The following is a 15744-nucleotide window of genomic DNA, read 5'->3' as shown; positions in this document are numbered from 1 at the left end:
TCCGTCCCTTTTACATTATATTATATATGTATATGCCTTAATTTTATTATGCATGCACCTTAAATTTGTAATGTAAACACGTATGGTCGGTAGCGTTTGTGCGTTCTACTGTTATACATGCACCTTAAATCTATTATGTAAACATATACGGTTGGTAAGCGTTGGTATGTTCGAAGGTTATGCCTATACCTTGAATTTGTTATGTATGCGCCTTTATTCCATTATGTATATGTCTTTGCGTTTTGTTCTCATGCTTTTTCTTTTTCGGCTTTATGTATTGCAATGTCCTGCCGTGCCTTGCCTTTCTTGTCCGCATGTGTGTTGCGGCATGGCAGTGCTGACGCAGCGTGGCGTTTTGTGTAATCAAATAATATGTAAAAATCAACATCCCGTATACTGATTTTGATTTATGTCAAAAAACATGCGTTTTGATGCATAAAATGCTTGAAATGTTTGGTTGTGTGCGCAAACAGCAGTATCTTTGCATCGTCAAAACAAAACAATAGGTATTAATAATTCATAGGTATAAAGCTAAGGTAAAGAGAAAGATTGTTTTGGTAAAGGATAACAAAGATGCCGCGAGGCATGAAAAAGTTTTCATAGGTAATTAAGGTAAATAAAAAAGATTGTTTAAGGTAACGGATGTTAACCCTGTTTGCTGTGAATACAGCAACAGGTATTGGGGGTAAGGGAAAGCATAAACGAATTGCATGAGCCTCCATTTTTTTGAGAAAATTGAATTAACTGAATAATGTGCGCGGAAGTCTTTAATAAAAGATTTCCGCGTGTTTTTTGTCCGCGTAATTTGTTTATTCATCTTAAAAGTAGTAATTTCGCACGATGTTTTCAGCTAATAAAGGAAAAGACTTGCTGGCCATGATACGCAACGGCCAGACGATGAACGGCAGTCAGATGCTCAATCTGATAGCCCAGCTCAGCGTGCCGTCCATTCTGGCACAGCTGACAAACACCCTGATGGTATATATCGATGCGTCGATGGTTGGCTCGCTTGGTGCCAAGGCTTCGGCGTCGATAGGTATAGTACAGTCAACTACGTGGCTCTTTGGTGGTCTTACATCGGCAGCTGCCATGGGCTTCTCGGTGCAGGCTGCCCACTTTATCGGTGCCAACGACTTTGTAAAGGCGCGCCAGGTGTTCCGTCAGGGCATAATGGCCACGGCGCTCTTCACGCTCATCCTTACCGCCATATGCCTTGTCATAGCCGGTCCGTTGCCCCTGTGGCTTGGCGGAGGAGCCGATATCGCTCCCGACGCGTCGCGCTATTTTGCCATATTCTGCATGTCGCTGCCCGTATATCAGCTTGGAATACTGTCGTCGAGCATGCTTAAGAGTTCGGGAAACATGCGCGTGCCCAGTGCCGTCAGCGTGTTGATGTGTCTTCTGGACGTGGTGTTCAACTATTTTCTTATATTCAGCACGCGTCACGTCTCCGTGCTTGGCTACGACATACTGATGCCCGGAATGGGCATGGGCGTGGCCGGAGCTGCCCTTGGAACGGCTCTTGCATACATCGTTACGGGTGTGATGCTGATATGGTTTGCAACGCTCAGGTCGTCGGAACTGATGCTGAAAAAGGAGAAATGGACCTTTGCACCGCTGTGGGATTATCTGCGCAACGCAGCAAAGATAAGCACGCCGATGGGCGCACAGTATATTATGATGAGCGGTGCGCAGATAGTAAGTACGATGATTGTTGCCCCGCTTGGCAACTTTGCCATAGCCGCCAACACGTTTGCCATAGCCGCCGAGAGCCTTTGCTACATGCCGGGATACGGCATCGGCGAGGCTGCCACTACGCTTGTGGGGCAGAGCATCGGTGCAGGTCAGCCGCGCCTGGCGCGCAGCTTTGCCTACCGCACCGTATTTCTTGGCATGATTGTCATGGCGGCCATAAGCGTCGTGATGTATATCACGGCACCGCAGATGATTGGAATAATGACGCCTGTGGAAGAAATCCGCCAGCTGGGCATCGGTGCCTTGCGTATAGAGGCTTTTGCCGAACCGATGTTTGCCGCTTCGATAGTGGCTTACAGCGTATGCCTCGGTGCAGGCGACACGCTTGTTCCTGCCTGTATGAACCTTGCCAGCATGTGGCTCGTGCGCCTTACTCTTGCGGCTTATCTTGCGCCTATCTACGGATTGCGCGGCGTATGGATGGCGATGGCCATAGAGCTTACGTTCCGCGGCGCAATATTCTTATGGCGCCTGTTCAGCGGGCGATGGCTCAAAGTAAAGCTGGGATAAGATGTATATGTGATGTCGGACGGATGTCCGTCGTGATATTGTTTGATAATTATATTCGTCATCCGTAACATCATGCGGCAGACTTTTGTTGCCGCTTTATAAGGATGTTGCGGATGACGAATTGTTTTATGGGTATAATATTTTGTGGCAGAATCATTTTATTCTGCCGCAAAATGATGATAAACAAGCGTTGAGGCTTACAGAAGTGCAACTCTTTCTTTTGCCTTTTCAAAGCCGCTGATAAGTTCTTTCATCACCTCGCTCACAGGCTTTATCGTCTTTATCGCTGAGGCAATCTGACCTATCTCCAGTTCGCCGCTCTCCATGTCGCCCTCAAATATTCCTCGTTTTGATGCTGCCCTGCCGAGTATCTCGCGCAGTTCGTCGGCTGTGGCTCCCTTGTCTTCAGCTTCGGCCAGCTTGGTGTATAGGGCATTCTTGATGAGTCGGGTGGGGGCAATCTTCTTCAGACACAGCATGGTGTCGCCTTCGGCAAGTTCTGTGCATCTCTTCTTAAACTCTTCAGACGCCGAACTCTCCTCTGTGAGTGCGAACAATGTGCCGGCCTGTATGCCCTCTGCGCCGAGAGCCATGGCTGCTAGCATAGCCTCGCCCGATGCTATTCCGCCTGCGGCAATGAGCGGCTTTGTGGTTGCCTTGCGCACCTGCGGTATCAGAGTCATCGTGGTTGTCTCTTCGCGTCCGTTATGTCCGCCTGCCTCAAAGCCTTCGGCAACGATAGCGTCGACGCCTGCCTCCTCGCATTTTGCGGCAAACTTGCTGCTCGACACCACGTGTGCCACCTTTATTCCGGCTTCGTGAAGCATCGGGGTGAACTTCTTCGGACTGCCTGCCGACGTGAACACAACCTTTACGCCCTCGTCTATTATCATCTTCATGAGTCTGTCTATCTCGGGATACATCAGCGGAACGTTCACGCCCCACGGCTTGTCGGTTGCAGCTTTCATCTTGTTTATGTGCTCAAGCAGCGTCTCCGGGTGCATTGATCCGGCTCCGAGCAGTCCCAGACCGCCCGCATTGCTCACGGCAGAAGCCAGTCGCCAGCCGCTGCACCACACCATACCGCCCTGAACTACGGGATATTCAATGCCGAAAAGTTCGGTTATTCTGTTATTTTTCATAAGCATTTTCTGTTTTTCTAAAATAAAAAATATCGCTGCAAAGATAAGATTTTGCAGCGATATTCTTGTGTGTTTGCCGTTATTTTTTAGGTGTACGGTGTCCTTGTTTCATTTATAGTGCAGCGTGCCTTGCCGCTCGTTGTGTCTCCCTTGTTTCATCAACTTGCATTTAGTCTGAAATTAGTATGCCGTTTGCGGATAAAAAGTGGCCCACTTTTGTATGAAAAGTGGGCCGTTTACAGGTCGTAAACGGGCCACTAACGGTTTGAAACTAAACCTGCGATGTTTTCTTAATATATAATGCTTATTGACGTTGCCAATGCTTAATCTTTAACTATATATGGCGAAAAAGTTACGGTTTTTCGGCCATTTTCAGAGCATGCCTGTAATTTGTGGCAGAAATATCCGGCTGACGGCTTGTTTGTCATGTCTTGTGCTGCCGTCTGTAAGGCTCCGTGCCGTTATGCTTTTGACACCTTAATCAGACTTGTGGCGCACTTGCCTCCATATTTGCGACAGCCTAAGCATCTGACTAGCCCTTGCACCAAGGTGTACGCGATAGTCAGACAGCAGTATGGCGAGCAGGATTATCACGGCCATTATCACGGCCCATCCGTAGACCTCTTTAAGGCTGACCATGAGCATCTGCCGCTGAAATTCGCTGTATAGAGTCTGAAACGATTCGCAGTTGTAGTACATCGGGTCGATGTAGCTGCCAAGATTGGCTGTGTTTGCCTGTTTGACGTTGTTGAAAATCCTGGTCATTATGGCCGAACTGAGCGGTCCGCCGAAGCTCGTTCGGATAAATCCGATGACGCACATGGCCTCGAAATAATACTCAAACGTGACGCAGCCGGCAAGGGCGTAGGTGAGCGATGTGTACACAATGCTCACTCCGGCGCCCTTAAGCAGCATGGGCAGATACAGCATGTATTTCTCCGTTGAAGGGTCGATAAGGAAATACAGCATCGTCTGGTAAAGCAGAAAAGAAACGAACCCGGTTAAGACGATGTCCTTAATGCGCCATTTCCACTTCGTCAGAGCCATGAAGAAAAAGCCCGTGCCTACGGCTATTCCTGCCGTTATGCCCCAGTTGAGGTCGGCATTGTGGCGTGCGTCGTATCCAAGAATCGAACTGGTAAATATGTTCTGGGTGGATGTAGCCGTGGCAGACATCAGCGTCATACACCCGAACAGGATGAATATATAGAGCATGTTGTGTTGCGAAAACGTCCTTATGTTTATGTAAGGATGCCTGATTGTGGCAGCACGTTGCAGACACATCAGCAGCAGAATTACCGCAAACGCTATGGCTATGCGGATTGGTTCGCCGTCAAGCCAGTCGTAGTGTTCGCCGTATACGCAGATGAATATGATGCAGAACAGCCACAGAGTCCACATTATTCCGCCGAGATAGTCGATGCCCTTGAACGGGATGTAGGGACCCTGACGGAACTTGCTGCGCATGCATAAATAAACCAGCGCGAAAACAAGTATGAATGCACCAATGGTTATGCGGTGCATGGCCTGCCAGTCGAATGCATAAATGCTGTATCCTGTGGCAACGTTGACAAGCTGCACGCTGCCGAGGACAAACGTGAACAGGAATGGAAAGAACACCGCAAAGTCTCTTTTTGGCGTAATCTTCAGCTGGATGCTGCTCCAACAAACAAAAGTGCTTACAATTCTAAAGAAACCGCTAATGAATGACAGGGCAACAACAAGCGGGAGAAAGTCGCATATCATACAGATGTAGTCGCATATGATAAACACTGCACCAGAGAACAGGAGAACGTCGCGCGTTGTGAATCTGAACAGTATCCTGAACAGCAGCGGAAAGGCCATTGTAAGTCCCGTCATTGAGGCATAGCCTGCCATCATTACGTCTTCGTTGATCCAGCCCCATGTTCCCGTCATCTCGGCCACGGCCGACATGTATATGCCGCCGGAGAACATGTAGACAACAATTATAAATATTATCAGCGGAAAGCGCAGAGGCTGGGGCACAAAGTCTTTCCATACCATTATGCGCCTTGCGGCTGCTACTTCTTGTGGTGAAGGTGCTGGCATAGGCTTTAGTATTTAACCTCACATTCTACGTTCATTCCCGAGCGCAGGCGTTCTATAGCTTCCTTGCTGTTCTCCTTTGTGAATACAATCTTTATTGGAACGCGCTGTTCAATCTTTACAAAGTTTCCGGCAGAGTTGTCCTGCGGTATTATCGAATACTGTGCGCCTGTGGCGTTGGCCAGCTTGCCTACCTTGCCGTGATATTCAATGCCCGGCACGGCGTCTACCTTTATGCTTACGGGCATGCCTTCGCGTATGTTGGCCGTCTGTGTTTCCTTATAGTTGGCTATAATCCACACGTTGTCGTATTCAACTATTGACAGCAGAGTCTGTCCCGGCTGTATAAACTGTCCTTCCTGCAGGGCCTTGCGTGATGTGTAACCGTCGCACGGGGCAACAATCACGGTGTACGACAGATTCAGTTCGGCCAGGTTTTTTGCTGCCTTGGCTACGTCTATGTTTGTCTGGTTCTGCTCAAGGCGCTGTGTTTGTTCGTCTTTTACGAGCGATGTACTTTTCTTTTGTCTAACGAGCATGTCATATTTGGCCTTCGTAGCCTCATAGTCGGCCTTTGCGTTGTCATATTGCTGACGTGTAACGGCCTTTTGTGCATACAGCTGTTTATATCTTTGGTAGTCTGTTTCGGTCTGGTTCATCCTTATTCTCAGTTCCTCTATGCTTGCGTCAGAAACCGAAAGGTTGTTTGCCGTGGTAGATATTGCCGTTCCCATGGCCGTGTTCTCCATGAGTGTTTTCTGATAGTTTGCCTTTGCCTGTTCTACTTTCAGCTTATATTCAGAGCTTTCGATGATTACGAGAGTGTCTCCTTTGTGTACAAACTGGAAATCATCGAAGCATACTTTCTGTATGAAGCCCTGCACGCGCGAGTTTATCGGTATGATGTTTCGTCTTATCTGGGCATTGTCGGTGTATTCAACATTGCCGAAGTGTATGAACTTTGAGCAGACCCATGTCAGTCCGCTCAGAATTATTGCGATTACGATGATGTTGCGCAATATCTTTTTGTTTTTTCTGTTCATAATTATTTTTGATTATTTAATTATCGTATTCAGTGAACCGGTTGAGTAAATGAGCTTGTAATAATTGTATATTACGTTTATCTGTGCGTTGACATACTGAACCTCGGCCGACAGTCTGAGGTTGTCGGCGTCTACGAGGTCGGTCACGAGCACAAGGTCGTTGGCATAGCGGTTTGCTATCACGTCATAGTTCTCGCGTGCAAGCTGAAGGCTCTTTTCCTGTGTCTTCAGAAGTTCAAACGAGTCGAGATATCTTGTATATGCGGCGTTTACGTCGAGCGATACGCTTTCTTCGGCCGACGCAAGTTCGTTGTGCGACTGCTCCACTGAAGAGCGCAGGCGCGACAGGTCTTTTGGCAGCTTGTATATGTTGCCTATGTTGAATTTTAGTCCTACGCCTACGTACCATGTGTTGATGTTGTTGTCCAATACAGGTATTTCGTATGTGATGGGACCTTTAAGATTGTCGCCGGCTATGATGCTTATCTGCGGCATGTAGCCCGATTTTATCACTTTCTCCTTCTTGCTGAGCATGTCGAGCGCAAGCCTGTTCTTGTTTAGTATAGGCGAATTCTTGTAGGCTATGTCCTGAAATTCGGCTTCGCCGGGTTTCGGCATGTTACTCGACAGGAGTGTCGTGTCGGGGAATATCTCCGTGTCCTTAGGCAGTTCGAGCATCGTTACCAGTTTGTCGTTACAGATGTTTATCGAGCTTACAAGCTCAGTGCGCTTATATTGCAGATTCTGATACTGCACCTCATATCGGGTGATATCGTTGTTCAGTGCCACTCCGGCAGCTTCGCGTGCATGCATGTCTCGTATCACCTGGCGCGTCTGTTCCATGTTTCTGTCATACACAGTGAGCAGGTTGCGGTATTTGTACAAGTCGAGATAATAGCCTGTCAGCAGGAAGTAAACGTCCTGCTTGTGCGAGGCAAGTTCCCACTCCCTTATTCTCTTTTGTATCTCCAGGGCCTTTATGTTATAGTGGATTGCACCTCCGGCAAACACCACCTGCGAGGCCTCTATTGCGAAGTTGTTGCCAAAATGAGGCGATGAAAATGAATGTCCGTTTGAAAAGTCGCGGTCGGCCACCCATGCGTTGCCGTTGAACGTTGCCGAAGCCGAGAACTCCACGCTGGGCAGATAGGCATTCTTTGCTACCGAGATGTCCTTCTCGGCGCCGCTTACAACCGACTCGTAAATCTTTATCGTCTTGCTCTGCGTGTCGGCCAGTGAGAATAATTCATTCAAACTCATGATGCGTGCTGTCTGCTGTGCGTGTAATGATACCGGGCAAATCAGCAACAGGCACGTAATAACATTTTTAATTATATTCTTCATCTGATTTTTATTGATAATATAAATAGTTTACAATAGCAACTATCTCTATAAAATAATAAGCTCAAACATAAGGTTATGTTTCGGTCACCTTTTATGTTACCGTCTTTGTTGCCTTTCGTGCCGCAGGTTAAAGCATGGTATGCCTTGGCGTTTCTGAGGTCAGCGCAATGTGGACGACTTAAACTTCTAGGTGACTGAATTTGAGATATAACGGCTGATGTGAGCTTTATTTTCCGGATAGTTTGCCTTTATCGCGTTAAAGACTGTTTGTGCGCCTTGATATTTCCTCTACTACCTCGAAGAATACCTCCACCTTTTCGTCGGGTATGCCCTTCAGTAATTCGTAAGACAGCTTCTTCTCAATTTTGTGGTATTCGGCAACAACCTGTTCGCCCATGTCTGTGGTGCTGAGCAGATTCTCGCGTCTGTCTTCCGGGTTTACGGTGCGTTTCACGAGGCCTTTCTTCTCGAGCGAGTCTATCATGCGCATCACAACCGACTTGTTCTTGCCTGTTGCTATGGCAATGTTTTGCAGAATCTGGTCGGTCTTAGCCCTTATCATTGTCAAGAGTATAAACTCTTCAACGGTAAGTTTTATGCTTGCCTCGGCAGCATATCGCTGTTTCATCAGGCGGTGCAGCTTGTTGCGCAGTTTTCCTATTGTTGTTCCTAACAGTTCCTTTGGCATAATTTAAATTTTTTGCAAAGGTAATATTATATTTTGAATTAGTTGCTATTGCGTACTAATTTTTGTGTTAAATAATTCTTTCATGCCCATGTTTCATGCCTTAAGTCAAGAACGGCTCATAGGCACATGGTATGTTTCTTTGGATTTTATCATCTGTAAGAGTCTTGCGCCGACGCTTTATGCCATCATATTCTGTTGTTGGCTTATCCGTGATGTTGGTGTTTCGGCGTATACCGGTTATTTAATTCTGCGTTTGTCTATTATTTAATAATGTGTCCGGCAATGTCTCTTAGCAAGTCAACGGCCTGTGGCTTTCTTTTCATGCTCTCCTTGAATGCATCGTATTTAGGTGTCTTTATGGCATTGTTGTCAATTTTATACACCTTTAGTTTATGCAGCGTAGAATCTTTCTTGCCAAGATGAACATTTCTTATCGTCGTCATGCCGGCATTGCACGTTGTTATTTTTATAGAGTCAGCAGGCTGTTGTGCATTCTGTTTAGCTGACGTTTGTGCTGCAGCAGACAGGATGCAGACGTTGAATATTAATGTTATTAAATAGAGTTTCTTCATAATCTTGTGCTTTTTTGCAAAGATAGAATAAATTCTGATTGCTTTCTGATTTTTTTAGTAAAAAAACATAATCATGCTTTATGGTAAAGCATCTTCTTATTATGGCTTTTTTTGCCTGCCGAAAGTAATGTCCGTATGTCGGTTTTTACCGTCGTTCAATACATCATCTTACTGCTTTCTCCTTATCATTTTTGCGTCATTTCAAGCCCAGAATTTCATCATAAAGAAAAAAGTGCGTAAAAATCGTAACATTTTCGGCTTGTTATGTTTGAGGTTGATATTTTCGTTCTTTTTATATAGTGTTTGTGTAACAAAATAACGTGTATTCACTTTTAAACTGTTAGTGGCCTGTTTACGACCCGTAACTCGGCCACTTTTCACTCAAAAGTGGGCCACTTTTTATGCGTAAGTCATAGAGTTATTTTTAGGAAATAAGCGTGAACATTTTAGCCATGCTTTCTGTGCTTTAAATTTCCGGATATGTATGTTAAGTATAAGCAGTTGTGTAAAGAAGGGGAATTTTGTCCCGGAGATGTGTTCGACTATGATTATGGCGGTGGACACATATATAATCTCGGAACTCAGGTTACATGGCGTACCCGGGCTGAAATTGAGTATATTGAAGGTTCGTTAGACAGAATGCTTTACTTGGCCGTCTGTAATGATGTTAAGGCAATAGCCATGCCGGCGATAGGTGCCGGATTGGGTGGCTTAAAGTGGGATGACGTGAAGAGATGTATCGAGCATGTGGCAAGTAGTTATCCCATGGTTGATTTATATGTGGTTGAGGCTTACCAAGGGGAGAATGAGCAATAGGTTGCATAATTGATTCGGAAATTACCAATAAAGCATCTCTCTTCTATAAATAATACTGCCATATCTTGTTTCTCGAAAGGCAGGATATGGCAGTATGATGTTTCGTAAATTCAGATAACGCAACATGGTTTCCTGTTGATTTTTATTCGCATAGGTTTTTATAATAAGTATTATTAGCTGTTATTGCTGCAGCTTGGGTTAATTTGCGTTGGTAGCATTAATTCGAATAAAATCTTGTTGAATTAATGTGAATAAAATAGTTTTTTGTATTTTTGTAAAGAATTATTGCAAGTCTTGCAATCAGATAAGTGTAACCTTGATAATTGGATATTTGCAGATAGAGGCATATTGATGATGCCGTCAGACTGCACCGTTGACAAATTTTTTACGGTTGGAAAGCATGAAAATATGGGAAAGACTAATACGGGGAATTAAGGCTGAGGATAAGAATGGAATCTTCAGTCAAAAAACTGCATCCGACACATATAATAATGCTCCGCGTTATGCCGTGATAGATACTGAGATTGGGCTTAGTGACCATAAGGTGCATGATATTGGTGCGCTGCGTCATGACGGTGGCGTGTTTCATAAGTCATCCAAAAGCGAACTGCTCGGTTTTCTGAAAGATGTCGATTATCTGTGCGGCCATAACATCATACACCATGACATAAAATATCTGTTTGAAGACGAGCCGTGCCCATGGATTTTGGTAGACACGCTCTATGTTTCGCCGTTGCTCTTTCCCGAGCGTCCGTATCACAGACTTGTGAAAGACGACAAGCTGGTGAGCGATCAGATGAACAATCCCGTGAACGACTGCGAGAAGGCAAGAGACTTGCTGATGGACGAAGTGGCACAATGGAATTCGCTGTCTGACGAAAAGCGCATTTTGTTTGCGTCGTTATTGAAAGATAAACGTGAGTTTGAAGGATTTTTCAAGATGGTAGGTACAACGGCTGTCGACGACAGACTGGCTGACCTTGTGCGCAGTATATATAAAGGAATGATTTGCGGTCATGCAGATGTGGACTTAATGATAAGGCAATATCCCTGTGAACTGGCATATGCGCTGGCGCTGATAGATACTACAGACTACCGCTCGGTTACTCCCGGATGGGTGCTTAAGAATTATCCTGCCGTTGAGTTTGTCATGAAGTTGCTGCGTGAGACAAGCTGCAGCGAAGGCTGCGACTACTGCAACACAAAGCTCAACGTGAGATATAACCTGAAGACTTTCTTTGGATACGACGGCTTTCGCACTTACGACGGAGTGCCGCTTCAGGAGCAGGCTGCCAAGGCTGCGATAGACGGCAAGTCGCTGCTTGCCATATTTCCTACAGGCGGAGGCAAGTCGCTTACGTTTCAGTTGCCGGCACTGATGCAGGGCCGTTCCGTTCACGGACTGACTGTAGTAATTTCGCCTTTGCAGTCGCTGATGAAAGACCAGGTGGACAATCTTGCAGACCGTGGCATAACTGACGCCGTTACCATTAACGGACTGCTTGACCCTATATCGCGCTCGCTGGCAATAAAAAGAGTGCAGGACGGCGACGCTTCACTCCTGTATATTTCCCCCGAGACTCTGAGGTCGAAGACAATCGAAAAGATATTGACAGCGCGCAATGTTGTGAGGTTTGTCATTGATGAGGCCCACTGCTTCTCTTCATGGGGGCAGGACTTCAGGGTTGACTATCTCTACATAGGCAAGTTTATCAGCGAATATCAGAAAAGAAAAAGGTGCAAGACGCCTATACCCGTGTCGTGTTTTACTGCGACGGCAAAGCAGAAAGTGATACAGGACATCTGCGATTATTTCAGCAAGACGCTTAACATCAATCTTGAACTTTTTGCCTCTAATGCCTCAAGAACCAACCTGCGCTATTCGGTAATATATGCCGAAACCGACAACGACAAGTATCTGAAGCTTAGGTCGCTCGTGTCGGAATTCAACTGTCCTGCGATAGTATATGTGTCGCGCACAAAGCGCACTGTCGACCTTGCGCGCAAGCTGACTTCCGACGGACTGAAGGCTTTGCCTTTCTACGGCAAGATGGATGCCGATGAGAAGATAAGCAATCAGGATGCCTTTATGAGCGGCAGGGTGCGCATAATAGTGGCAACTTCGGCTTTCGGAATGGGAGTTGACAAGAAAGATGTGGGGCTTGTCGTGCATTACGACATATCCGACTCGCTTGAAAATTATGTTCAGGAAGCCGGCAGGGCTGGGCGCGACCCCGAACTGACGGCACGCTGCTACGTGCTGTATAATGACAACGACCTGGACAAGCATTTCATATTGCTTAATCAGACAAAGCTGAGCATCAGCGAAATCCAGCAGGTGTGGAGAGCCGTGAAGAATCTTACAAAGCACCGCACTAAGGTTAGCTGTTCGGCATTGGAGATAGCTCGTTGCGCCGGATGGGACGATTCGGTGTATGACATAGAAACACGCGTGCGCACGGCTCTCGCCACGCTGGAGCAGAGCGGATATCTGATAAGGGGCAACAACGTGCCGCATGTTTATGCTACAGGCATTACCGTGAAAAACATGGACGAGGCAAGAGAGCGCATAACGTCGTCGGTATTGTTCGGCAGCGACGAAACGGAGACCGCCGTGAGAATAATAAAGTCGCTGATTTCGCAGAAAAACATAGCCAAGGCCGGAGACGCTGAGGGCGAGTCGCGCATTGACTATCTGGCAGACATATTAGGACTGAACAAGAGCGAAGTGGTGTCTGTGGTTGAGCGTATGCGGCAGGCCGGCATCTTGGCCGACAGCAGGGATATTTCGGCATACCTGCTTGACGCAGGCGACTCAGAGCGTAAGGCAATGTTGCTGCTGACGAGATTTGAGAAACTTGAGAAATACATATTGAGCAGTCTGCCCGATGAGCCGCTGCGCATATCGTGCAAGCAGTTTAACGACAATGCCTTGAACTATGGCATAACCACGTCTAAAGAGAAAGACATACGCACCTTACTTTATTTTCTGACAGTGAAGGGATATGTGCGCAAAAAGGAGGACGCACAGCATAATATGGAGTTGAGGCGCATGGGCGATATGGAGTCGACTATTAAGCGTCTTGAAAAGCGTATGGAGATATGCCAGGTTGCGATAGAATGGCTTTACGGACAGGTGGATGATAAAGACGGCGACAAGTCGGGCTGCAAACCGGTTATGTTCTCTGTTGTGGGACTCCTTAATTATATAAAGCAAAAACAAAAGTCGTTTTTCACTGAATTAGACAATGTAAAGCTCGATGATGTGGAAGAGGCATTGCTGTATCTGTCGAGGATAGGCGCGCTCAAGCTTGAAGGAGGATTTCTTGTCCTTTATAACGCGATGAACATACAAAGAATAAAGGACACCAAATCGAGGTTCAAACAGGAAGATTACCGCATGCTCAATGAGTTTTACAAGCAGAAGATACAGCAGGTGCATATCGTCGGCGAATATGCTAACCTGATGGTGAAAGACTATGACGCGGCTTTGCAGTATGTCAGCGACTATTTCCGGATGGATTATAAAAAGTTTATATCAAAATATTTCAAGGGTGAGAGAGTTAACGATCTGCAGCGCAATCTTACGCCAAAGAAATACAAGCAACTTTTCGGACAGCTGTCGGAACGGCAGATGGAAATTATTTCTGATAAAGAGTCGCGCTGTATTGTTGTTGCTGCCGGTCCGGGTAGCGGCAAGACGCGTGTGCTCGTTCATAAGCTGGCATCGCTTTTGTTGCTTGAAGATGTGAAGCATGAGCAGCTCTTGATGCTGACCTTCTCGAGGGCTGCGGCGACAGAATTTAAGCAGCGGCTGATGCAGCTGATTGGCAACGCAGCCCACTTTGTTGAGATAAAGACATTCCATTCTTATTGCTTTGACTTGTTAGGACGTATCGGCAATCTTGATGATGTTGACAATGTCGTTGGGCGTGCGGCCCAGATGATTGTCGACGGTGAGGTGGAGCCGTCAAAGATAGGCAAGACGGTGCTTGTTATAGACGAGGCGCAGGATATGAGTGGCGACGAATATAAACTTGTAAAGGCACTGATGGATGCCAATGATGACATGCGCGTGATAGCCGTTGGTGATGACGACCAGAACATTTATGAGTTTCGCGGGTCTGACTCTAAATATATGTATCAGTTGACAAAGGAAGAGGGGAGCCGTTTTATAGAAATGACGGAGAATTACCGCAGTGAGCGTCATTTGGTAGATTTCTCTAATGACTTTTTGCGTAACGTAAGCCGGAGAATGAAGGTAACGCCTATAAAGTCGATGAAAGACAGCGACGGTAGGGTAGAGGTCGTCCACTGCAATTCTTTGTATATGTATAAGCCGCTCGTGGACTGCTTGATGTCGTATAAGGGCAAAGGTTCGTCGTGCATACTCACACAGACAAACGAAGAAACGGTTACGCTTGTTGCCATTCTGCGCAGACACGGCATAAGATGCAAACTGATACAGTCGATGGAAGGCATGCTCTTTTGGAACATGGTAGAGGTGAGATACTTTATGAAATACATAAGCAAGCATATTACTTCACCGCTGATTCAGGATGACTTATGGGAAAATGCCAAACAGAAAACATTCTCGTTTTATGAAAGAAGTAAAAGTTTGGTGTATCTGAAGCGTTGCATCGAACTTTTTGAGCAGACCAGCAAGACTAAATATCTAAGCGATTTCAAGGAGTTTGTGTTTGAATCGTCAGTCGAAGATTTCTGCGACCTGTCAGGGGCCGATGTCGTTGTATCGACAATACACAAGGCAAAGGGCCGTGAGTTTGACGATGTGTATATGCTTATCTCCGGCAATTATGCGAAAGACGACTGCCTGATGCGCCGCTATTATGTAGGAATGACGCGGGCTAAGCAGCGACTCTTTGTCTATACCAACGGCAACTGTTTTGACCGTTTGAGAGCTGACCGCCACATGACAGACCGAGAGCAGTATGCCATGCCAGAGGAGATAGTCTTGCAGCTTTCTCACAAAGATGTGTATCTGCAGTTCTTCAAAGGCCGTAAAAGCGAAGTTCTTGCCTTGCGTAGCGGCGACAGGCTTACATACGGTAATCATTTTCTGTATAATGCAGCCGGCATGCCTGTGGCCAAGTTGTCTGTCAATATGCAGAAGACGCTTGCGGAGTGGGAGAGCAGAGGTTACAGTGTCAGGTCGGCATCGGTAAGATTCATTGTTGCATGGAAACCGAAGGATGCTCCGAGGGATGAAGCTGAGACTGCCGTTCTGCTGGCGGACATGATTCTTTCTTTGTGATATTGTGTGCCCCATTTGTCGATTTTATGTGTGCTGTCGTATTGAGAAATGGGCAGAAAAGCCTATTCATGCCTTTTTCAGTTTGTAAATAAATATGTACAAAGTATAGCATATTGCAATTAAAAATGCTATAAATGTTAAATTTAAAAAACATTAAAATAATAAGATTTACCAGGCAAAATATTTCAGCTTTGAAATATTGTATTTATCTTTACCCAGGTTTAGGGAGTTGTTTCTGCTTTATAGTTGATTTTAAATTCCTTTTTTAATAGGTTTTATTCCCATTTCAACCGGTAATTGTTTAAGTTCACAGTCCTCTTTGCATACACACCTGCAGGCGGCATCCTCTCAACAAAATCAAGCTTGATATGGCTTGAAATCTTTATTAAAACAATAATTGTTAACAACAAAAACTTTATCTATGAAAAAAAGGGCTCACCCGATAAATAGTGGGGAAAGAAAAAAAATCTTATCTTTGCATCATGGAAAATTCAATGTTAGAGTCTTTGGTAAGCTTCATGCTGCCATCCAA

At 45.9% G+C, this 15744-nt stretch carries 9 protein-coding genes; 3 read left to right on the top strand and 6 right to left on the bottom strand.

Going from position 1 to position 15744, the window contains the following annotated elements:
* The first annotated feature begins 840 nt into the window (after window positions 1-840).
* Window positions 841-2265, top strand: a complete 1425-nt coding sequence (locus ACZMIG_RS13450; protein ID WP_021853408.1) for an MATE family efflux transporter — start codon at window positions 841-843, stop codon at window positions 2263-2265.
* 197 nt (window positions 2266-2462) lie between these two features.
* Here ACZMIG_RS13450 and ACZMIG_RS13445 read toward each other — a convergent pair whose 3' ends face one another.
* From ACZMIG_RS13445 to ACZMIG_RS13420, 6 genes are all read right to left on the bottom strand, one after another.
* Window positions 2463-3407, bottom strand: a complete 945-nt coding sequence (locus ACZMIG_RS13445; protein ID WP_125104820.1) for an NAD(P)H-dependent flavin oxidoreductase — start codon at window positions 3405-3407, stop codon at window positions 2463-2465.
* Window positions 3408-3884: 477 nt separating this feature from the next.
* Entirely contained in the window at window positions 3885-5477 is a 1593-nt protein-coding gene (locus ACZMIG_RS13440) for an MFS transporter (protein ID WP_487889691.1), read from the bottom strand.
* Window positions 5478-5482: 5 nt separating this feature from the next.
* A complete protein-coding gene (locus ACZMIG_RS13435) occupies window positions 5483-6517 on the bottom strand; it encodes an HlyD family secretion protein (RefSeq protein WP_418874884.1) in 1035 nt (344 codons plus the stop codon).
* A 12-nt stretch (window positions 6518-6529) separates the two neighbouring features.
* Window positions 6530-7861, bottom strand: coding sequence for a TolC family protein (locus ACZMIG_RS13430; RefSeq protein ID WP_418874885.1), 1332 nt, complete (start codon window positions 7859-7861; stop codon window positions 6530-6532).
* 256 nt (window positions 7862-8117) lie between these two features.
* On the bottom strand, window positions 8118-8549 hold the full coding sequence (locus tag ACZMIG_RS13425) for a MarR family winged helix-turn-helix transcriptional regulator (RefSeq protein WP_053397969.1): 432 nt from the start codon (window positions 8547-8549) through the stop codon (window positions 8118-8120).
* A gap of 260 nt (window positions 8550-8809) precedes the next feature.
* On the bottom strand, window positions 8810-9121 hold the full coding sequence (locus ACZMIG_RS13420; protein WP_418874886.1) for a hypothetical protein: 312 nt from the start codon (window positions 9119-9121) through the stop codon (window positions 8810-8812).
* Between the two features lie 480 nt (window positions 9122-9601).
* Between ACZMIG_RS13420 and ACZMIG_RS13415 the strand changes: the two genes are divergently transcribed.
* Complete coding sequence (locus tag ACZMIG_RS13415; RefSeq protein WP_302331166.1) at window positions 9602-9937, top strand: macro domain-containing protein; 336 nt, start codon at window positions 9602-9604, stop codon at window positions 9935-9937.
* Between the two features lie 400 nt (window positions 9938-10337).
* Window positions 10338-15212 (top strand): RecQ family ATP-dependent DNA helicase, encoded by a 4875-nt coding sequence (locus ACZMIG_RS13410; protein ID WP_418874888.1) that lies wholly within the window; start codon window positions 10338-10340, stop codon window positions 15210-15212.
* The last annotated feature ends 532 nt before the right edge of the window (window positions 15213-15744 follow it).

The sequence above is a fragment of the Xylanibacter sp. genome (assembly GCF_057607445.1).
This window is presented reverse-complemented; position numbering and strand designations above follow the sequence as displayed.

Excerpts from the sequence above, each read along its gene's own strand:
- ACZMIG_RS13420 (WP_418874886.1), bottom strand. The coding sequence starts at position 9,121 with ATGAAGAAACTCTATTTAATAACATTAATATTCAACGTCTGCATCCTG.
- ACZMIG_RS13440 (WP_487889691.1), bottom strand. The coding sequence starts at position 5,477 with ATGCCAGCACCTTCACCACAAGAAGTAGCAGCCGCAAGGCGCATAATG.
- ACZMIG_RS13425 (WP_053397969.1), bottom strand. The coding sequence starts at position 8,549 with ATGCCAAAGGAACTGTTAGGAACAACAATAGGAAAACTGCGCAACAAG.
- ACZMIG_RS13410 (WP_418874888.1), top strand. The coding sequence starts at position 10,338 with ATGAAAATATGGGAAAGACTAATACGGGGAATTAAGGCTGAGGATAAG.
- ACZMIG_RS13430 (WP_418874885.1), bottom strand. The coding sequence starts at position 7,861 with ATGAAGAATATAATTAAAAATGTTATTACGTGCCTGTTGCTGATTTGC.
- ACZMIG_RS13435 (WP_418874884.1), bottom strand. The coding sequence starts at position 6,517 with ATGAACAGAAAAAACAAAAAGATATTGCGCAACATCATCGTAATCGCA.
- ACZMIG_RS13415 (WP_302331166.1), top strand. The coding sequence starts at position 9,602 with ATGTATGTTAAGTATAAGCAGTTGTGTAAAGAAGGGGAATTTTGTCCC.
- ACZMIG_RS13445 (WP_125104820.1), bottom strand. The coding sequence starts at position 3,407 with ATGAAAAATAACAGAATAACCGAACTTTTCGGCATTGAATATCCCGTA.
- ACZMIG_RS13450 (WP_021853408.1), top strand. The coding sequence starts at position 841 with ATGTTTTCAGCTAATAAAGGAAAAGACTTGCTGGCCATGATACGCAAC.